Source organism: Saprospiraceae bacterium, assembly GCA_016709995.1.
Taxonomy (GTDB): domain Bacteria; phylum Bacteroidota; class Bacteroidia; order Chitinophagales; family Saprospiraceae; genus JADJLQ01.
In genome coordinates, this window is the sequence record JADJLQ010000005.1 from 1 (window position 1) to 21329 (window position 21329).

The following is a 21329-nucleotide window of genomic DNA, read 5'->3' on the forward strand; positions in this document are numbered from 1 at the left end:
AATTGGTAATGGTAAAACTTCCGTTGGTCCCACCACACGCGGGTTGGCTCACTGCACTTAAGGTTGGAGTGGTTGGTGTAGTTGGTGCAGCATTGACAAGTTGACTGCGGTCATTGTTGATCCCGAGGTACACGGCCTAATGTGGCTGTTACGGTGTAGCTGCCAGTTAGCGCCAGTGATTGTACTACCTGATCGGCTCACTCAAATAGAAAGGACTTATCGTATAAACATAGGATGAAATGTATGGTGGTAATGGTAAAACTTCCGGTGGTCCCACCACAACCGGGTTGACTCACTGCTTAAGGTTGGGGTAGTTGGTGTAGTTGGTGCGGCATTGACTGGTTGCGCTCAAGATGATGCGGAAGTACATAACTTAATGTGGCTGTTATCAGTGTAAGTGCCAGTTGGCGCGGTGATTATACTACCTGATCGGCTCCACTCCAGAGGAAGGACTTATTCTTATAACCATAGGCGCATTGTATTGGTGATGGTAAAACTTCCCGGTGGTCCCACCACAACCGGGTTGGGTTACCGCACTTAAGGTTGGAGTATTTGGTGTGGTTGGTGCAGAATTGACGGTTGCGGTCAGTAAGGATCCCGAAGTACATAAGCCTAAAGTGGCTGTTACGGTGTAGCTGCCAGTTGGCGCGGTGATTGTACTACCTGATCGTTTTACTCCGGTAGAAGGACTTATTGTATAACCATAAGTATGCATTGTAATTGGTGATGAAGTAAGAACTTCCGGTGGTCCCACCACACCGGGTTGGGTCACTGCACTTAAGGTTGGGTAGTTGGTGTGGTTGGTGCGGCATTGACAGTTGCGCTAGATGATCCCGGAAGTACATGGCCTAAAGTGGCTGTTAACGGTGTAGCTGCCAGTTGGCGCGGTGATTGTACTACCTGATCGGTTCACTCCGGTAGAAGGACTTATCGTATAAACATACGGATGCATTGTAATTGGTGATGGTAAAATTCCCCTGGTCCCACCGCAACCAGGTTGGCTCACTGCACTTAAGGTTGGTGTCGTTGGGTGTGGTTGGTGCAACATTTAACAGTTGCGCTCAGTGATGATCCCGGAAGTACACGGCCCTAATGTGGCTGTTACTGATTAGCTGCCAGTTGGCGCGGTGATTGTACTACCTGATCGGCTTACTCCGGAGGAAGGACTTAAGTCGTATAAATATAAGATGCATTGTAATTGGTGATGGTAAACTTCCGGTGGTCCCACCGCAACCAGAGTTGGCTCACTGCACTTAAGGTTGGTGTCGTTGGTGTGGTTGGTGCAGCATTGACAGTTGCGCTCAGTGATGATCCCGGAATACACGGCCTAAAGTGGCTGTTACGGTGTAGCTGCCAGTTGGCGCAGTGATTGTACTACCCTGATCAGTTCACTCCGGAGGAAGGACTTATTGTATAAATATAAGATGCATTGTAATTGGTGATGGTAAAACTGCCGGTGGTCCCACCACAACCGGGTTGACTCACTCCACTTAAGGTGCAGGGTTATTGGGGTAGAATCACAGTTACTACTTGTAAAGCAGTTGCCTGACATCCATTATTCGTTACGGTCACTGAGTAACCGGTAGTGATAGTAGGAGATATATTAATCGAGGTTGAGGTGGAATTATTGCTCCATAAATCTACCTCCTCCACTTGCAGTTAAGGTTGTAATACCTCCATTACAGATCGTGGTGATACCATAAATACTTGCGATAGGAAGAGGCTTGACCAAAACATTGATAACATTAGAATATATCAAGTCCCAGTAGTCAAATTTTGACCGCTCTTCGATAACAACCGGACAAAATATTTGTTTGGATAGCTCTTCTTAGTCCTGTTGATGGGTTTAAAGGAGCACTTTCCGGGCAGGCTCCCCAATTTGCCTGATAATGATTGATATTCAGGTAAAGTAGATGTGTAATCAGCCCAGACTCCATTGCATGAGGATGAATATTGCCATTTAAAAGTCCATCCATTTGGAGAAGGATCAAAGCTGTGAACGTAAATAGATTGCATTCACAATCATTATAGCTAGAAATTGGAAAACTATTGAAAGTACATGTGGAAGATTCACTAACAACAATTGTCTCAGTTATTGAGTGTTGTATCGAATTATGAGTAAAAATAACTCGAAAAGTATATGAAGTATTTGGGCAAAGATGACTTAACCTATGGGTATTACTCGAAATAGGTCCATCATCTTCAAAGGTTTCAGGGAGTATTTGGAGTTGACTAATTGGTACTTTGGTATTTGTCAAATCATGAAATACATAGTAATCAAAATAACCAGAACAACTACCACCACAAATAGGCAAATTAAAATTTTCAATGACTAATCGATAATCGGTCTGTGAGCCAGCAAAAAGCTTACTAGTAACTGACAATAATAAAAATATTAATGCTTTCAACCTCATAGAAATAATTCAAAAAAATGCTAAATCCACTTCTAAAAGCTATCAAATATAATAAATCATTCTTGCCTTAAAACTCATTCCAAATTAGCATAAATGTCAGACAATGGTGCTCGACAAATTATCAATTATCTAGGGTGTAGGACAAATTGCACATCAAGCTGCATTTTTAATTAGATTGGTGATATCGGTCCACCTGTTACTTATTTTCAAACATCTTAGATTGGCAATGTGCTGGGCACCTTGAATTGACCAACGCTGTCCAGATAACTTTAATCGGTGTTGAAGGACATTCCTGTGGGCAGATTCGATGGGGCCAGATCCTAGTAGCCATCCATTTTCTCTGTAGGTTTTGTATTGCATTCTATCCTCAGGTTCCTCATAATAGCGAATGACATTTGACAAGGCCTCACTAGCTTCCTTTTTTCTTGGCCGGTATGTTTTGAGTTTCTCAATGACTTGGTTTACCTTGTTTTCAAGTAATTGTTCCTTTAGCCTAAATACCTTGTTTTTGCTCTTTAAATTTAATGCGAGGTTGAGCAACACCCAATGCCCATAGCACCAAAGTAGTTTTTGTGCATCCATTCGCAGCACTCCCACAATAGTTTTACATCTGTTGGATATCGTAAATTACTTTCATAAGCAGTCGCATCCATACGTGCAATATGAGGATGAGTCATATAGTGTCTCCAACTCTTGGCAAATATCTCCTGGATCTTTTGATACGCTTCTCCTTCCAATACTCTGGCCAACTCACATCTGATAGAGCTTACAATTTTAAAATTAGCAATCCCTTCTTTAGGTCTTAATAATACCCCACAAAACATTTGCAGCTTCCAATCACTATTCAATCGATTGATCAAATCCTGATCAGTACAATTACAATAATTCTTCAATAACATCAATGCCACTTTTCCCCTAGTATCGAACATAGAGGACCCTTCTTTTGCTTTCGACTTATTTTAGATAGTGTCCGAGCTATTTCTGACCAAGGTATGGCTGCATAGATCATACCAAGTTCACTTCTCCTAAACTCTTCTTCATATTCTGCCAATTGGTCTTGAAGACTCAAAATGGCAGCTGTGAAATATTATTCCGTATCTCGATTAACTTTGCCATATAATTTAAATTCTTTAAACCCCGAATTTACACTTAAGGCAGTGTTTTCAGGGGTTTTATATGATTTTTTTTGTAATATATACCTAGCCTTTCAGTTACTTGTGATTCTCCCGAATCTCCCAAACTACGCCTTTAACGTATAGACTTCTTCCGTTTATTTGCCTGTTGATTATTTTAAAAAACAAACAAGTAACGCATTTATTCCAATGCCTTTTTTATATCTCTCATTTGATTCTTTAATGCTTCAAATCGTTTTTCTACTTCGTTACCAGGGAGCTGATCGGCGTCATTGATCACATTGTAAAGATAGGTCACCTGGTCTGTGAGCATAGGTTGAGGGTAAGCACCGCTCTCTGTTTTTAAAAGTTTCAGCGCAGCCTTTACTTTCAATTGCCGATCTGTTTGATTTTTATCTACGAGTAATTGTTTATCTTCTTTTTCTAGTTGATCCTGTAATTTTTGAGATTCCGTCACGAGGTCAGCCAGTTTTTGTTGCATCGATACCTGGGTGACAATATCAGCTTCTGACAAACCTTCGTCCTTTACTCTAGGATCCATCAATAAATCAAAACGCTGCTCGATAACAATGTCTTTGAGTGTTAGCCTAACCGTATAGGTACCTGGTGCAGCCACAGGGCCATTTTGATACCTTCTACTGAGTTCTTTGGTCCAGGGTCCGGTATATTTCATATCCCAAGAAAAGCGATTCAATCCCGAATGAGTGGACAATGACTTATTTACCAAAAAAAATGGTTTTATTGGTATTCATATCTTCAATGACCGTCTGAGGTAGTTTTTGTTTGCTGGTATCGCTGATATAAGTTGCAACTATACTTTTATTCACATTAAGGATATCAAGTTTTATCGGTGATGCATTGTCTTTAGGTATATAATAATCAATAGTCACTCCTGGCTGAGGATACACCGGAAAGGCTGATCTGTCATTGCTGACTCTTGGATATCGATATCTAATCGTATTATCAGGTTTGAACAGGATCGGCTTGCCAGCCAGATCAAGGATCTCTGCTTGTCTCAAGGTGGTGATATTGTCGAGGATCCAAAAGGAGCGTCCCATGGTGCTCACGATAAGGTCGCCACGAAATATTTTGATATCCGTCACAGGGGTCACCGGTAGATTCTGTTGAAAGGGCTTCCAGCTTTTGCCATCATCAAACGAAACAAATAATCCATATTCTGTACCAGCATACAATAGACCTGCTCTTACAGGGTCTTCTCTGATCACCCGTGTAGGAAAATCAGCCGGAATCCCATTGGTCCCGGTTGTGAGTAGCTCCCAGGTCTTTCCATAATCTACTGTTTTAAAAATGTAGGGGCGATCATCTCCTAATTGGTATAGCAAAACTGATACGTAGGCCTTGGCAGGATCATGCGGTGAAGGCTCTACAGCGTCGACTCGACCTCCTTTGGGGAGTTTGGATGGAGTCACATTAGACCAAACTTTTCCACCATCTTTGGTGACTTGTATAATCCCATCATTCGATCCAGTCCAAATCAACCCCTTCTCTTTGCGGTTGACTCTCTGATTGAATAGAGCGTGCTATAAAATTCTTCTCCAGTAATATCTCTGGTGATGGGTGTGCCCGAGATCACCTGTTTATCTGCTTCATTGGCAGTGAGATCCGGTGAAATCGTCTCCCAATGCAGACCATCATCGATAGTTTTGTGTAAATATTGGGATCCATGGTAAACTACATTGGGATTATGAGGAGATACATGGACAGGGGCTACTCTTTGGAATCTATACTGGAGATCTTTAGGATTATGTCCATAGATATTGGAGGCTCCCACCGGATAGGATTTTTCTATACCAGTCTTTTTATTGAACACTCCAAATACGCCTTTGCAGTTGGTGTAGACAGTGTTATGATCTCCGGGTTTGGGCACCGCAGGTCCGGTTTCGCAACCACCGACATTGATGATCCACCCTACTCCTGGCGTTTGAATTGCACTAGGGGGAAAGCTGGGCACAGCGATGGCAGTATAATTGTCCTGTTGCCCGGCGTATAACCAATAAGGATACTGGTCGTCGACCTCTACCTGGTAAAGCTCAGCAGTGGGTTGATTAAATTGAGTAGACCAGGTTTTGCCACCATTGTGCGTGATATTGGCTCCTCCATCATTGGATTGAATGAATAGATCCGGGTCGTTGGGATTGATCCAGATGTCGTGGTTGTCTCCGTGGGGAGGATTTACCCTGGTCCAGGATATACCCCCATTAACTGACTTAAGCATGGGATTGGCCATGGAGTATACGATGTCTGCATTCTTTGGATCCGCTGCCACATTGCAGTAATAAAATGGCCTATTGACCAAGCCCTCGTCACTGGACACCTGTTTAAATGAATCACCCTGATCCTCCGATTTGTACAGACCGCCTTCTTTGCCAGACGCTTCGATGATGGCATATAGTATGCTGGAATTGGCAGGCGTTACAGCCAAATCAATCTTTCCAATAAGTCCCTGCGGTAGACCTTTGCTGAGTTTTTCCCAGGATTTACCGCCATCCATGGTTTTATAAATGCCGCCTTCGTCATTGGTGCCACCGGATACGATGTTCCAGGGCTTGCGATCTACTTTCCATGCTGCTGCATAGGCTACATTCGGATTGCCAGGCAAGAGCTCTATATCGGCAAAGCCAACTTTGTTGGAAATGAACAGCACCTTCTGCCATGATTTTCCACCATCAGAAGTTTTAAATATTCCGCGCTCGTCATTTGGCTTAAATGCATTGCCAATGGCTGCCACCCAGACGATATTGTGGTTGGTTGGGTCTATTTCCACTGCACCGATATGAGCTGTTTTTTCTAAACCGATAGGTTGCCAGGTTTTGCCGGCATTGGTGGATTTATACATGCCTTTACCGACGATGACATTGCTCCTGATGCCGTCAGATCCTGTACCTACATATACTATATTGGCATCATTGACTGCCACACCTATAGCTCCAATCGATGGAGAAGCGAAAAATCCATCAGATACATTGTGCCAACTAGTACCATAATCCTCTGTCTTCCATAGGCCCCCGCCAGAAGCACCGAGATAAAAAGTAGAAGGCGCTATAGGTGTACCTGCTACGGAAGTGACCCGACCCCCTCTGCCCGGACCGACAGTGCGATACTGCAGGGCTTCAAAGGACTGGGAATGTAAAGTGGTAGCTGCTATTAAAATGCTGAGGATAAAAGTATTCTGGCTGAGTCCATCATATGATTTTTCTTTAAAAGTAAAAAAATTGAATTGAATGAAAAGAAGCAATCAGAAGCGCCTCTGAAATAAGTAGAAGTGGCATAATAAGTCCAATCCATTTTTGAATAAATAGGATTGTGAGCCTCATTTAAAAGCGAATGTGTATCCAACGAAAAGTGAAGACCTACTTCAACTCCAAAACCCCAAATGAACTCGGAATATGAAAATTAGGGGTTTCGCTATCCGGCTTCACCCAACTAATCCATTTAAATTCTGCTTTGTCACCTTCGAGCTGGACACACTCTCCACGATATAACCCAGCTTCTATTTTGTTGTTTTTAATCAGGTCAAAAGTTCTGAGCGATTTTTTACTAATGGCAAATTCAAGGATATATCCAGTATCATTGATCGTAGCCTTGACTGTCACTTCACCCTCCGGCCAGCTCCATTCCTGCCTGAACTTGCGTTGATACCGTGCTCTATAATCATAAATACGCGTAAGAGGATCCATCTCTAACCCATAATAAGGATCCATTTTATCATTTTTTCTAAAAAAATATTTCCACCCGATCAGAAGCTAAGACCTCCTTTTTATGATTGGTGTTTTGGAAGATCAAAATCTTTTTAGGATCTATCACTTTATACAGTCCATATAAATAGTCCTGGTCATGTAAGCCTTGAAAGCTCATTGCGGGTGGTGAGCCTTCATTCCACGGATAAATAAAATCTGCCAAGATCTCCGCTTTTTGCCAGAGAGGGTTATCCCCAATCCATTGATAATCAGCTGATCTGTCTGAATAGCATTTACAGCATAATTTTTAGTCTTCTGAGCTATTGAAGAAATAGTGGATAGCGTACTCAAAACGATAACTATTATATATGAGATAATTTGTGTCAATGTTTTTCATTTAACAAGCATATTCAGCAGATTTAATTGTAAATCAATACTCAAATAACCAGCTATTGAAGTCTTTAATATTTTAATGATCCGTAGAGCCTTATTTATTATTTAATGGAGGCTGATAATAATATTTCTTTGATCCGTTTTGCTACGGTACGTTCTTCACCGGGTATCATCATCCAGGTAGTAATGCCCAGGGTAGAAGCATCTCCGACAGTCTCAATAGAAGGGTGACCTTCCCTGAGAGCAATCCTTAATTGATCACAAGTCATATTCACTTTGGACTGGTCTATTTTTATATTTAATGAAGGTACATGGTTGGCGATTTGAGGTACATGTTTTTCACCTATGACACCCGGGACCGAGGTAGCAGCATCATAGATCAAATTGACCTGGCTTTCCCAAAGCTTCCAATCCTTTTGATGATCCCGGCTAAGGTATTGTTCGATCGCAACCAGCATGCCGAGGATCTCTTCCTTATTGACTTTCATACCACGACCCACCGTATTTCCATTAGGTGGAGCATTTCGTCTGGCTGCGGTAACCAGGGCTTTTTTACCCAATAAAAGCCCTGCACTTTGTGGACCACGCAGTCCTTTGCCACCAGAAAAACAAACCAGGTCAAAACCCATCTTAGTATGCTTCCAAAGCATTTCGACAGGGGGTACATCTGCAGCACAATCGATCATAGTCGGGATCTGGTGTCTTTTGGCGATTGTCACAAACTCCTCATCCCTGACTTTGCCCAAAAAATTGCTGGCATTGAGAAACCACATCATGGCTGTATTGTTATTGATGGCAGCTTCCAGTTCTTTGGCAGACTCTACCTCAATCACCTTTAACCCACAGTTGCGGATAGCATGATCATAACCTACCCGATGTGTCTTTTGGATGATCACTTCCGTTTTCATACCGGTCATATCATTGGGTATCTGCGTTATCTTATCCCAGTCGCCTCCCGTGACGATGCCAGCTGTTCCTAATGTAATAGCTGAAGCAGCACCTGCGGTGACCATGGCAAACTCACACTGTAACAGCTCTGCCAATCGCTCCCCGACTTTATCCTGCAAATCTTCTAACTTGACAAATTGTAAAGCAGAATAATTGATCGCTTTGATCACTTCAGGATGTGGCAGCGAAGCTGTAAGTGCCGTATAGGTACCTGCAGCGTTGATAAATGTCCTTAATCCAAGTTCTTTGAAATAATCGCGCTCAAAATCACCGGGCTTCAGTTTTTCCTCTCCTCGTTTTCTAAGTGATATGGATGGAGCGACGAAAGGCAAAGCAAAAGCTCCTTTGATGAGATCTCTTCGTTTTGTCATGATACTATGATTTTAAAAATGCTATACAATCTATTTCTACCAGAGAATCGCCAGGGATACCACCTGCAGCCGCAATGGTCGTGCGCACAGGCGGGAGATCCCCAAAGCGTCCTTTATAAGCTTCATTCATAGCTTTGTAATCTTTAAGATCGTTGAGGTAGACATTGACCTTGAGCACATGGTTCATGGAGGACCCTGCTTTTTCCAACTCTTTTTGCAATTCATCCAGGACATGGTTGGTATGGGCTGTGATATCACCATCAAAATGAGCGCCTTTGCCTGCGATAAACACCATATTGCCATGCACTCTATTACCAGAAAACAGGGGTACATTCTGATCCATGACGACAGAAGAATTGTTAGCCATGATATTAGCAGCCTCTGCCGTTTTCAATCCCATGACTGCTGCCAAACCGGTAGCAAGCTTTTTAAAAATAGTTCTTCGATTCGTATTCATGATTCTTGAAAATTTAAAAGTTAAGTGAATTAGTTGCTTTTTATTTTATCTCTTTGGGCTTTGACTTCGTCAGTAGTGACGGCATCAGCCTGGTTGCCAAAGTTTTTTCTTATATAGGTCAGGATATTGGCGATGTCTTCGTCTTTGAGAAAATCATGGCGGGGCATGGTGCCATTGAATATTTCTTTATTGATCATGATATCCCCTTCGACACCCTGGAGTACCGTCTGAATCAATCGAGTTTTATCACCTGCCACCCAGTCTGAAGCCAATGTAGGGAACCTTCCTGAGGCACCCATGCCATTTGGTTGGTGACAGGCGCCACAATAAACAGTATATAATTTTTCGCCAACCTTGGTCATTGCAGTATCATTTCGGTCCAGGTTATCAAGATTAATGTCCGGGGTGCGGATATTAGTCGCTGACTTCCTAAGTTCCATGGAAGCTAGCTGTGGCTGCCCAAAAGTTTTTTTATCTCCTTTATATTTTACACGCCAAATCCTTCCTTTTTCAGTCTCCGCAAAATACATCGAACCATCCGGGCCCATGGCGATACCCATAGGTCGGTAGACTGCATCACTGACACTGACGATTGGGTCGACCCTGGCAAATCCATCCGCAAATACCTCGACTTCTTTGTCAAACACGCCCTCATGAAAAGGTACAAACCCGATAAAATAACCTGATTGCGGATAAGGGGCGCGATTGGTAGCTCCATGGAAGGCGATAAAAGCCCCGTTTTTATACCGATCAGGGAATTGGTCCCCTTCATAAAAAAACAAATCATTTGGGGCCCAATGTCCGGGGAAGCCAATGATGGGATTATTGAATGTATCACATCTTCCAATGATCTTACCATCGCCGCCATATTCCGGTGCCAATACTTTCTTACCCTGCATCTGATCGTAATAACAGTATGGCCAACCGGAATTGCTGCCTTCGTCGACCCTCAAGAACTCTTCTGAGGGCAACAAGGCACTTTGCCAGGGACTAAATTTATTGGGCCACAACCTGAGTAAATCATCCCGGCCATGCATGACTGTATAAAGGCGATCATCCACATCATTCCATTCGATAGCCAAAAGGCTTCTCAGTCCGGTAGCGTATTTATACCCATCTTTTTGGGTTTGATTTTTTTTATTGGCATCAAATCGCCAGATACCTGCATGGTTTTCTAGGAGTGGGCAAGGATCTATGCCCGGAGAAAAAGGAGTTCTGTTATTGACCTGGCAAGCATTGGAGGGTCCACCAAAAGGAACAAAGATATGCCCCTTATGATCGAAAGTGATGGGCTTGGCATTGTGCTCGTGCAAGCCATGTTCATGATCATCGATGACGATCGTATCAAACTGTTCTTCCGGCAACAATTGACCTGGAATTAATTTGCTGCGATAGATCATGAGCTCCGTGCTGTAATACAAATAGCCTTCGTAGATCCGCATGGCTGTACCGTAGCGTCCGAGTTCTTTATAATTTCCAAAGGTTTTGATGATGTCGGCTCTGCCATCTCCATTGGTATCTCTCAAGGCTACATTGGCGCCGTGTCCGGGTACCATCAGCTTGACATAGATATCGCCATTCTCATTGACTGCAATATGCCTAGACCCACCAGGGAGGCTATCTACTACAACGGTGACTTCGAAATCTTCCGGAACGTATAATTCTGTCAGAGGAGCTTTGCATTTAGCCAGTAATACAATAGCCAATAGTGGTAAAATGATCGGTTTCACTGGTGGTATAAGGTTTTTAATCTTTATATGATAAGGCGTTCAAATCCCACACTATGGCTCCATCCAACAAGGTCATTTCGCACACGATTTTTTTGTCGCCGGTCATGCGCTTGCCCTGTACATCATAAAAACCATAATTGCCCTTTTCTATTTTCAATAATGCAATATCGGCCGCTGCGCCTACAGAGAGATGACCAAGCTCTGTTTTGTGAATAACCTGAGCTGGCTTCCAGGTGCTGGCTGTAATAATTTCTTTAAAGTCCATGCCGAGATTAAGTAGCTTGGTCATCACCATGTCCATGTCTTTCATACCTGCATTCATGCTGCCGGTATGCAAATCTGTACTGATGGTATTGGGCTTAAGCCCCTGGCTCAACGCAGCGGTTGCCTGCGCGTATACAAAACTTCCACCACCATGACCTACATCAAGGATGATACCCCTTTGCTGAGCTTTAAAAGCGAATGGCTGTACTTTTCCGTTTTGCACTAAAGGTTCACGACCGTTGACATGACCAAAACAATGTGTCAATATATCTCCCGGTCGCAATACGACATTCAGTAAAGTATCCATCGACAGTGGAGGATCTGCGCCTCCAAAATCTACCATCACCGGGATATCTGCCAGCCTGCCTGCTTCTGCTGCTTTGAGCGCCGGAGTCCAGTCATGGCCCATATAATGAGCCAGTTTGATACCTACGACCCTATCCTTATTTTGTTTGGCTACCATGGCTGTCAGTTTCCCATCCATATCAGCCAGGTTTTGTTCTATTGCTCCGCCACTCATCCCTGAGCCTACTATATTGAGGAAGGCAAATACTTTGGTTTTTGAATTGGCTATGGTCTGATTTCTGAAGTCATCAAAATTTCTCCAACCGGCACCGCCTGCATCTACGACTGCTGTGACGCCGGATCTTAAAGTGAAGCCATCAGGAGGTAGTGCCGTATAACTATTGCTGAGATAGGCATTGGACTTAGTCCCAAAAAAATGGTGGCCATGGATATCTATCAGTCCAGGCGTCAGGTATAGACCAGTGGCATCTATGGTTTTAGTGGCAGGTTTATTGATCGACTTGGACACTTCGATAATTTTACCATCCCGGACGGCCACATCCATGATAGCATCCAGATTATTTTTAGGGTCGATGACATGACCATTTTTAATAAGCAGGTCATAAGATTGACTCTGGCCCATCAGCGTACAAATGGCCAACAATCCTAAAAAAATTAATTTCTTTATTCCAGTAGATATTTTCATGCAAAATTAAGTTTTAAAAATATTAATAACTTTTAAGGGTATTCTAGTTCAAATAGATAGTCCATTGAGTTAAAATAGGCGATCAAAAGGTAGTAATTTTTTTTTGAAATGGTGGTTCCAGTTAAGTAAAACGTTTTCGTAAAAAAAAACCGATCTCTATTAGAATTCTATAGAAACAGTTATTTCATTCTTTCTTTTACTTGCCTGGCTGAGTTCAGCACAAATTTCTGAACATCCGCCACATCTGCTTCACTCAATCTATCGCCAAACCGAGGCATGCCATTGGCCAAATAAGCTCCTTTGCGTACAATGAGTGAAAAGTTTTGATGCGTGGCTTCAGTGGCATAAACCAGGTCTGGAATGATTCCTCCCCACCTCCATTAACTACATGGCAAATAGCACAATATTGATTAAATAAAACCTGGCCATGCTGGATATCTTCTTTCGTCGAAGTAAATGATATATCGGGAATCGTTTGAACGTTAGTTTTATTATACACCGGATAGGAGGCATGACCCTGGAGTGCAAAAGTGAATACTCTACCGGGTTGCAAAGGTGCCCATTTTCTTTTTTGACCAACCCCGCTGCCCCAACCAACCAAAAGCGTAATATATTGGCGTCCATCGACCATATAAGTGACGGGCGGAGCTATCACTCCACCGCCTACATTGGTTTCCCAGATTTTGGTCCCGATAGCAGCATCATAAGCCACAAATCTACCATCCGCGGTCCCTTGCCACACTATATCCGAGGCAGTAGCCAGCACTCCTCCATTCCAATCAGCAGGATGGGTTATGCGCCATTTTTCTTGTCGGGCTACCGGATCCCAGGCGATCAGCATTCCTTTGGGTGCTAGCCGGGCTGCTATAGTATCTTTTCTAAACGGCTTAGTCGGGTCCGTTCCCGTGCCCAGATTCCACCCATTACCACTACCAAATCCGGATTTGCCATGCTCCCAATGAGGATCATGTCCATAAGGTGCTACTCGCTCCGCAGCCGGGATATAGACCAAATTCGTATTTGGATTATAGGCCATTGGATGCCAATTATGAGCCCCATCATAAGTAGGAGATATATCTGTATTGCTTTTATCGAAACGAGCAAAATCAGTTTCAATGGGACGGCCGGTGGTCGAATCAATGCTTTTAGCCCAACTGGTATACACAAATGGATCACCTGAAATAAATTGACCATTTGTACGGTCTATGACATAAAAAAATCCATTTTTAGGAGCCTGCATCAACACTTTTCTTATTTGCCCTTTAATAGCAAGATCGGCGAGTATGATATGCTGTGTAGCTGTAAAATCCCAACTATCCCCGGGAGTAGTTTGATAATACCAGGCTAAAACTCCGGTAGTGGGATTGAGCGCTATAATAGAGGATAGATAAAGATTGTCTCCCCCACCGGGACTTCGATAATTTCTGTCCCATGGGGATCCATTGCCTGTACCGATATATAGCAGATGGAGCCCGGGATCATAAGCCATAGCATCCCAGGCTGTTCCTCCTCCACCATATTTCCACCATTCGCCTGTCCAGGTTTTAGCGGCATCTTCCATAGCCTTTGATTCAAAGGGCTTCGCAGGATCACCAGGCACGGTATAAAATCGCCAAACCTGCTGACCCGTAATGGCATCATAAGCCGTAATATATCCTCTTACTCCATATTCTGCACCGCCATTGCCTATGATTATTTTTCCTTCGACGATTCTTGGTGCTCCTGTTATCGTGTATGGTTTGGTAGTATCAACGGTCATAATGCTCCAATCAAGCTGTCCGTTGACAGCATTCAGAGAGATCAATCTTCCATCAAAGGTCCCCGCATATACATGGCCTTTGTACAAGGCAACACCTCGATTGACCACATCACAGCATGCTTTTTCACCATAAGCGCGAGGTACTAAAGGATCGTATTGCCAGCGCATAGTGCCTGTGCGGGCGTCGACAGCATAAACCCTGCTCCAATCTCCAGTAAAATACATGATACCATCTACCACCAGTGGAGTGGCCTCCAGTCCTCGTTTGGTACCAAGATCTAATGACCAAAGCAGACCTAATGAATCAATATTAGTTTTTTTTATTTGATCCAAAGCGCTGTATCGATCTTCGGCATAATTGAGGCCATAGGACAACCAATCGCCAGGATGAACATCGGTATGTACAAGCGAAGTATCGTCCACCTCTTGTACTTTTATGCTTTCAGAGTAGCTAGTGTTGCTGAGCTCCCTTTTGCAGTGAATGAATGAGAGAATACAGAAAAAAATAGGCACTAAAGTCTTCATATTCATAATCTGGTCTTGAATGTAATTAAAAGGTAGCAGAAAATGAAAGCCACCTCACTTTCTCACAGAGACTCAGCCCAACATACTTTTAAGATAAAACCGAAGGGTATGCCAAATTAATACCCTCCAATATCCAGGTAAAATCAAAATTCTGTTTTGATACTTAACACGGGGATGATGCCATTTTGAGTGGCGTTTTTAATGAGTTTGTTCACAGGATCATAAAATTCTTTTTCGATATTTTCTTTATCCATGAGGTTTTGAATATCTAAGGAGACCGACAGGTTAACTCGTCTGAAATTTTTGCGGTAACGAATGGCAAAATCTATCCTGCTGTAATCGGCCAATTTTTGTTCAAATGCATGATTTTGATCGAAAACAGTATTGCCTTCCGATATGGAGGATACCAAATCGATAGAGGTCACCCTGAAACCACCGATATAACTTGATTTAAAATTAAAGCCCAGGTAGGACCTATCCTTTTTTATCGGTATTTCTTTCCCACCTGTCACACTAAATGCATATTGGCCATTGAACCTGGTATTGCGCCACTTTCCTTCCAGGGTTTTATACTTTGACTCAAATAAAGTGCATGACAATATATAGTAGAAATCTTTTTTTAAAAATCTTTCGAGGGAGAATTCAACGCCATAATTTTTACCCAGTCCCTTGTTGACCAATTCTTCTGTGAGATATCCTTCTGTGACATTGAGGATGGAGACTGTATTCGTGCTATCAGGACTTACCGGCACACGAAAAAGCTGTTGATAATACCCCGCAATATTGATTTTATGATAACCATCGATGATATAACTCCAGGATCCTATTATATGATGCGCCTTTGAAAAACCAAGATTGTGGTTTGGAGATACCAAGTCTCCGTTTTGATTTTTTGTTCTAAAAAAGTAAACTCCCAGTGGTTGCACCTGGCTGTGCAATCCATATCCAAAATTAATTGACTGTGTAGCAGACAAATCATATTTCAAAGATACTCTTGGTTCCAGTGCGAGAGAGTTGTTTAATCCCAAATAACTAAAATGCAGTCCACTGTTAATCGACAGATTGGTATTGAGATGACACAATAATTCTGCGTAGCTATTCCACAAACCTGTTATCCCGGACTCCTTTATTTTATTGACGATCATAGGATCACCCATTCGTCTTTTTCCTTCTAACAGTGAATAACCCCACAGAGATCCGGTAATGCCGGTTATTAAAATATTGTTTTTACCAAGAACTATATTGGCTACAGAGGATAGTGAAACCTTATTTTGAGTGTAAGCATTCTTTTCATTTAAAACCAACTGAGTCAGTGAGCCTGGCGACGAGTTTTCATTTGAAAGTGCTATTTTTTCACCTGTGATGGCCAAGGTAGATTTAATATTGATTTTAGGATTTATGATTTTGAGATTTGACAATGCCATTACACCTGTATTGGAGCTATTCAAAGACTTAAACCTAATAAGGCCACTTCCTGAAATGATATCAAAAAGAGTTCTGTCTTCATTTTGTGAGCTTATTCCACCCAAGCCAAAAAAGGTAAAATCTCCGTATTTACGTGTAGGCAAATAAATATTATATGCCAGGTCTTGAAATCTCGTATTGTCATCAATATCAACGCCCAAAGCTGAAATGAGCTTTAAGGTTGAATATCGATAATTAAATAAATAAGAGCCTTTATGCCCTTTTTTAATAGGCCCTTCTGCTGAAAAATCAGCGCCAATAAATCCAGCCTGGATGGTGTATTCTCTTTTCTGGTTATTACCTTTTCGGAGTTTCAAATCAAATACGCCTGAGAGCGCATTGCCATACTCGGCATTGAAAGCCCCATTTAAAAATCAGAGTTACTCAACATCTGTGTACTCAAGGCAGAAATGCCTCCACCGGAAGTGCCTACACTGGCAAAATGATTCGGATTAGGGATGTCTACACCTTCCATCCTCCACAACAAGCCATTGGGCGAATTACCTCTGATCACGATACCATTATCAAGATCGTTGAGCGTTAATACTCCCGGAAATGATGTGGCCATTCTTGAAGGATCGTTGAAGGAAGCCGCAAATTTTTTTGTTTCATCAATTGAATACATCCGGCCTCCAGCCAAAGTCATGAAATTTAAGGGCCTTTTTTTGTCTGTATCGCTATTGATCACTACTTCGTCCAGTGTAGTCATTGAAGCTTCCATTTCTATTTCCATGCGAACTTGTTTGCCAGAAGTGATCAGAATGTCCTCCAAAACGTAATCCACAAAGCCAACATAGCTGATTTTAAAAGATTGCCTTCCTACTGGTACACGCGCTAATACAAAACTTCCATCGGCTGAGGTAAAAGTGGCATTCAATGGATCACTGTTCAATAAAAATACAGTCGCTCCTGCTAATGGGACAAGAGACCCTTTTTCAACCACAGTGCCATAAGCGGTTTGTGTAAAAACCTGGCTGGTCGCTTCGCGATGAATACAGAATAATACTAACCGGACAAAATAAACAATAAACTTTCTACTATTTTTCATATTAAAACCATTAAAAAAAATTGACTTTAGGAAAAAAGTATAGTGCAGGCACCTTCAAAACAAATCGTGATTGAAGCTGATAGGTAAAGTTTTATTAGTTTCCCTCAGGATCTGAAAATATGGATACCCTTGCAACATCTTGCAGTAAAAAAACTAACTGCGTCATGCTGCAACAAGACTAATTTGGGTTTAGATTTGAAACCAAAATCATGCTTTAGAAATGCAAGATTTTCGTTTAATTATTTTCATCAAGAGTTTCTGACCATCGTTTGTATCTACCCTTCATTCAAAAAACCACGTGCCAGGACATTGCATAGGGTGAACCCATGTGAATTTCCAAATACGTAATAAATAAATAGAGTAAGGGCGTCGAAACTGAGGAGAGAATTAAATGATAAACGACTGTGGCTTTTAAAACGCTTCCTTATTATAACTATTATATTGTAAGCGCTGTTTTCACACAAGGAGATGCGGTCCCCCTCCGATCCAAAGTGGTTAAAAATTGGAATAAAAAACTTGCTTAACTTGTGAAGTCATTCCCTTTTTTCTAAAATCAAAACGTAAATTAATTATGAGCAAATTGAAAGGCGTGTCCAGAAGATCGGCCATACAATCTTTCCTGGCACTCGCAGGAGGAGCGGCACTACCTATTAATGCCAATGCAATAAATCCTGAAGAAGGAATCAATATAGCCAGGCTGGAAGCCAGGAAAAAACTCAAATAAAAATCACCAAGCTGGAGACTTTTCTAGTCAAACCCCGATGGATCTTTTTAAAATTCATACCGATGCAGGTGTGGTAGGTTTGGGTGAGCCTTTGCTCGAAGGCAGAGCACTTACTATACAAGCTGCCATTAAAGAGATAGAACCCTACCTGATCGGCAAAGATCCGCGGCATGTCGTACACCACTGGCAGGCTATCTATCGGCATGCGTTTTATAAAGGAGGCCCTATATTGACCAGCGCGCTCAGTGGGATCGATCAGGCTTTGTGGGATATCAAAGGCAAACTTTTGAACCTTTCGGTATATGAACTTTTTGGAGGTCCTACCAGGGACCGTGTACGCATCTATGGCCGGGCCAGTAATGCAGAGGACATGAAGCTCAGGGTACAAGAAGGTTATACTGTCATCAAGACTGGAGTGGCGAAGCTAAATCCTGCCAGGGCAGTAGAGAATCCAAAATTTATTCAATATGCAGTTGAAAATTTTGCATCACTCCGACAAGCCGGAGGCGATAGTATGGACATCGGGATTGATTTTCACGGGGCCATCTCTCCGCAGACTGCAAAAATATTGATCCGACAGCTCGAACCTTATCAACCTATGTTTATTGAAGAGCCATGTCAGCCTCAGAATGTGGATGTCCTCGTAGATATCGCCAAGAGCACTTTTTTGCCGATCGCAACCGGTGAAAGAATTTTTACCAAATGGGGATTCAGGGAAATACTGGAAAAAGGAGCTGCTTCTATCCTCCAGCCCGATCTTTGCCATGCTGGAGGCATCACTGAGGGAAAATAATCGCCGGAATGGCGGAAGCTTATTATGCGGTGATCGCTCCACACAATCCAATGGGCCCAATATCACTGGCTTCTGGTTTACAACTGGCAGCCAGCATTCCAAATTTCCTGGTGCAGGAGCAAGTTTCATTGGGGGAGGGATATCTAAAACAACCCTTTAAACTCGAAAAGGATGGTACCGTGTTGATACCATCCGGACCTGGTCTTGGCATAGAATTGGATGAAAACAAATTAGCGGACAAGATTGGCCATGATTGGAAAAATCCGGAGTCTTATGATGCCGGTGATGGTTCTGTAGTAGATTGGTAGATTGATTAAGCACAGCCATTTGATTTCAACTGCCAAGATTTAAGGATCCGGCTCATATAGGCTAAGCCAATGTAGGAAGTCGGTGATGCCTAAAAGATATATATTGGGTAATTTAGCAGCACAACAAAAATAGGTAGCAATAAAAGGAGTACTAGCATGAATTTATATACTGCACTGACCTTTATCATTTGTTTATCAGCAGGATTCGCATTTATCAACCAGCGGTTTATGAAGCTCCCGTTTGTAATCGGGTTGTTTTTTCTCTCAACTATTCTTTCCTTGCTGGTCATCACCTCTAAGTACTGGCTGGACATTCCTGCCGAGCAAATCAAAACCTATATCGAACGTGCGAAGATCGACGAAATCATCCTGGATGTCTTGCTGGGCTTTTTACTTTTTGCAGGTGCGCTACACACCAACTGGAATAACCTCCAGACAACAAATCAAGCCTATAGCCACTTTCGCCATAGGCGGAGTCCTGGTCTCTACGATGATCATTGCAGGTTTGTTCTACGGACTGACGCAGCTATTTGATTTAAACATCGATTTTATACATTGTCTAATATTTGGTGCCCTGATCTCGCCAACCGACCCGATCGCAGTATTGGGGATACTAAAAAAGCAAACGTGCCTAAAAGACGGAGTATACCATCGTAGGGAAAGCCTGTTCAACGATGGAGTAGGTGTAGTCCTTTTATAGCTATATTGGATACACTCAATACCGGTTCGTTTAGTCTGTCTCATTTTGGGATATTATTCATTCAGGAGGCCATCGGCGGTATTATCATGGGTTTTGTTTTGGGCTATGCTTTGCATGTACTCTTATCCTGGATTGATCATTATGAAACTGAAATTTTACTGACCCTGGCATTTGTCATGGCTGGTTATTCTTTTTGCAATTATCTCCATATCTCAGGCGCTCTGGCCATGGTGGTCATGGGTTTGATGGTAGGCAATTTTAAAACTGAAGTATCGATGAGCAATACTACGCTGGAGTATGTTCAAAAATTTTGGGAATTGGTCGATGTCGTGCTGAATGCTATCCTGTTTATTCTTATCGCTTTAGTCCTCATTGAAATTGATTTTAAAACGAAATACTTTTTTGTCGGACTCCTTTCGGTTCTGATTGTATTATGTTCCAGGATTGTAGTCGTGTATTTGCCCCATCTGATCATTCCCAATCTGTTAAAACTGACTGACAAGGAGGTCAAGATTATAAGTTGGGGAGGTCTGCGAGGAGGTCTTTCTATAGCCCTGGTATTGTCCTTACCTTCCAGCGAAACCAAAAATATGCTGCTCATCGCAACTTATTTTTGTGTATTATTCAGCATAATTGTTCAAGGTCTGACCATCGAAAAACTTGCCAAAAGAAATTAGCCAAATCATAAACAAAATACTCATGCGAAAAACAATCATACCAGTTCTGATAAGCTTTGTCTTTAATCTTTGTTATGTACATGCACAATCAGACCATCTCAGACAACAAATACAATCAGCCGCAGAAAAATAGAGCAGAAAGTGATCCTTTGGCGACACGATATTCATGAACATCCAGAGTTGGGCAATCGAGAATTCCGCACGGCAGGTCTGATCGCCAGGCATCTTGAATCACTGGGCATGGAGGTGACCAGAAATGTGGGAAAAACCGGTGTAGTAGGATTACTCAAAGGAGGGCACCCAGGTCCAGTGGTGGCACTCAGAGCAGACATGGATGGATTGCCGGTATCCGAACGGACTTCGGTGCCCTTTGCTTCAAAAGTCAAAACGGCATATAATGGAGTAGAGACGGAGTGATGCATGCCTGCGGTCATGATGCTCATGTAGCCATTCTCATGGGCGTCGCAGAAATACTAAAAGGAATCCAGCCTGAATTAAAAGGCACGGTCAAATTTATTTTTCAACCTGCAGAAGAAGGTGCGCCCAAAGGCGAAGAAGGTGGAGCTGAAACTCATGGTGAAAGAAGGCGTACTCGACCATCCAAAAGTCGATGTGATATTTGGATTACATCAATGCCCAATCGGAAGTAGGTAAGATCACCTATCGGCCCGGAGGTATGTTCGCTGGAGTAGGAGATCTCAAAATTACGGTAAAAGGTAAATCTTCTCATGGTGCTGAACCATGGTCATCCGTAGATCCGGTGCTGACCTCGGCGCAGATCATCACCAGTCTGCAATCCATCGTGAGTCGCAATGTCAATATTACTGAAAATGCTGCGGTCGTGACTATCGGAGCGATCAATGGTGGGAACCGTTCTAACATTATACCTGAGCAAGTGGAGATGCTGGGCACAGTACGGACTTTAAGTGAGG

General features: G+C 42.6%; 13 protein-coding genes and 4 pseudogenes. 4 read left to right on the top strand and 13 right to left on the bottom strand.

The window, feature by feature from the left end:
* Positions 1–421: 421 nt before the first annotated feature.
* The 13 genes and pseudogenes from IPJ09_21295 to IPJ09_21355 all read right to left on the bottom strand — a co-directional run bounded on the left by IPJ09_21295 (position 422) and on the right by IPJ09_21355 (position 17195).
* Positions 422–715, bottom strand: coding sequence for a hypothetical protein (locus IPJ09_21295; GenBank protein MBK7373908.1), 294 nt, complete (start codon positions 713–715; stop codon positions 422–424).
* A 1054-nt stretch (positions 716–1769) separates the two neighbouring features.
* Positions 1770–2408, bottom strand: a complete 639-nt coding sequence (locus IPJ09_21300) for a hypothetical protein (GenBank protein ID MBK7373909.1) — start codon at positions 2406–2408, stop codon at positions 1770–1772.
* Positions 2409–2935: 527 nt separating this feature from the next.
* Positions 2936–3343 carry a hypothetical protein gene (locus tag IPJ09_21305; protein ID MBK7373910.1) on the bottom strand — a complete coding sequence of 136 codons (408 nt, stop codon included), beginning with the start codon at positions 3341–3343 and terminating at the stop codon, positions 2936–2938.
* A 385-nt stretch (positions 3344–3728) separates the two neighbouring features.
* Positions 3729–6791, bottom strand: a pseudogene (locus tag IPJ09_21310) (hypothetical protein).
* Positions 6792–6918: 127 nt separating this feature from the next.
* Positions 6919–7269 carry a hypothetical protein gene (locus IPJ09_21315; GenBank protein MBK7373911.1) on the bottom strand — a complete coding sequence of 117 codons (351 nt, stop codon included), beginning with the start codon at positions 7267–7269 and terminating at the stop codon, positions 6919–6921.
* A gap of 13 nt (positions 7270–7282) precedes the next feature.
* Entirely contained in the window at positions 7283–7468 is a 186-nt protein-coding gene (locus tag IPJ09_21320) for a hypothetical protein (GenBank protein MBK7373912.1), read from the bottom strand.
* Between the two features lie 271 nt (positions 7469–7739).
* Positions 7740–8957, bottom strand: coding sequence for an aminotransferase class V-fold PLP-dependent enzyme (locus IPJ09_21325; GenBank protein MBK7373913.1), 1218 nt, complete (start codon positions 8955–8957; stop codon positions 7740–7742).
* A gap of 4 nt (positions 8958–8961) precedes the next feature.
* Positions 8962–9414 (bottom strand): RidA family protein, encoded by a 453-nt coding sequence (locus IPJ09_21330; GenBank protein ID MBK7373914.1) that lies wholly within the window; start codon positions 9412–9414, stop codon positions 8962–8964.
* A gap of 29 nt (positions 9415–9443) precedes the next feature.
* Positions 9444–11171: a PQQ-dependent sugar dehydrogenase gene (locus IPJ09_21335; GenBank protein MBK7373915.1), complete on the bottom strand. Its 1728-nt coding sequence runs from the start codon at positions 11169–11171 to the stop codon at positions 9444–9446.
* Positions 11161–12336, bottom strand: a complete 1176-nt coding sequence (locus IPJ09_21340) for an amidohydrolase/deacetylase family metallohydrolase (protein ID MBK7373916.1) — start codon at positions 12334–12336, stop codon at positions 11161–11163. Before IPJ09_21340 ends, IPJ09_21335 begins: the two co-directional genes overlap by 11 nt.
* Before the next feature lie 316 nt (positions 12337–12652).
* Entirely contained in the window at positions 12653–14581 is a 1929-nt protein-coding gene (locus IPJ09_21345) for a PQQ-dependent dehydrogenase, methanol/ethanol family (protein ID MBK7373917.1), read from the bottom strand.
* A 245-nt stretch (positions 14582–14826) separates the two neighbouring features.
* The gene (locus IPJ09_21350) at positions 14827–16464 is read right to left on the bottom strand and encodes a hypothetical protein (GenBank protein MBK7373918.1); all 1638 of its coding nucleotides are present in this window, start codon (positions 16462–16464) and stop codon (positions 14827–14829) included.
* Between the two features lie 50 nt (positions 16465–16514).
* Positions 16515–17195: a carboxypeptidase-like regulatory domain-containing protein gene (locus tag IPJ09_21355; GenBank protein ID MBK7373919.1), complete on the bottom strand. Its 681-nt coding sequence runs from the start codon at positions 17193–17195 to the stop codon at positions 16515–16517.
* Positions 17196–17766: 571 nt separating this feature from the next.
* Here IPJ09_21355 and IPJ09_21360 point away from each other — a divergent pair.
* The 4 genes and pseudogenes from IPJ09_21360 (at position 17767) to IPJ09_21375 (ending at position 21329) form a co-directional block, all read left to right on the top strand.
* Positions 17767–17919: a hypothetical protein gene (locus IPJ09_21360; protein ID MBK7373920.1), complete on the top strand. Its 153-nt coding sequence runs from the start codon at positions 17767–17769 to the stop codon at positions 17917–17919.
* A pseudogene (gene dgoD, locus IPJ09_21365) lies at positions 17916–19020 on the top strand (galactonate dehydratase). Before IPJ09_21360 ends, dgoD begins: the two are co-directional and overlap by 4 nt.
* A 156-nt stretch (positions 19021–19176) precedes the next feature.
* Positions 19177–20397, top strand: a pseudogene (locus tag IPJ09_21370) (sodium:proton antiporter).
* Positions 20398–20466: 69 nt separating this feature from the next.
* Positions 20467–21329, top strand: a pseudogene (locus IPJ09_21375) (amidohydrolase).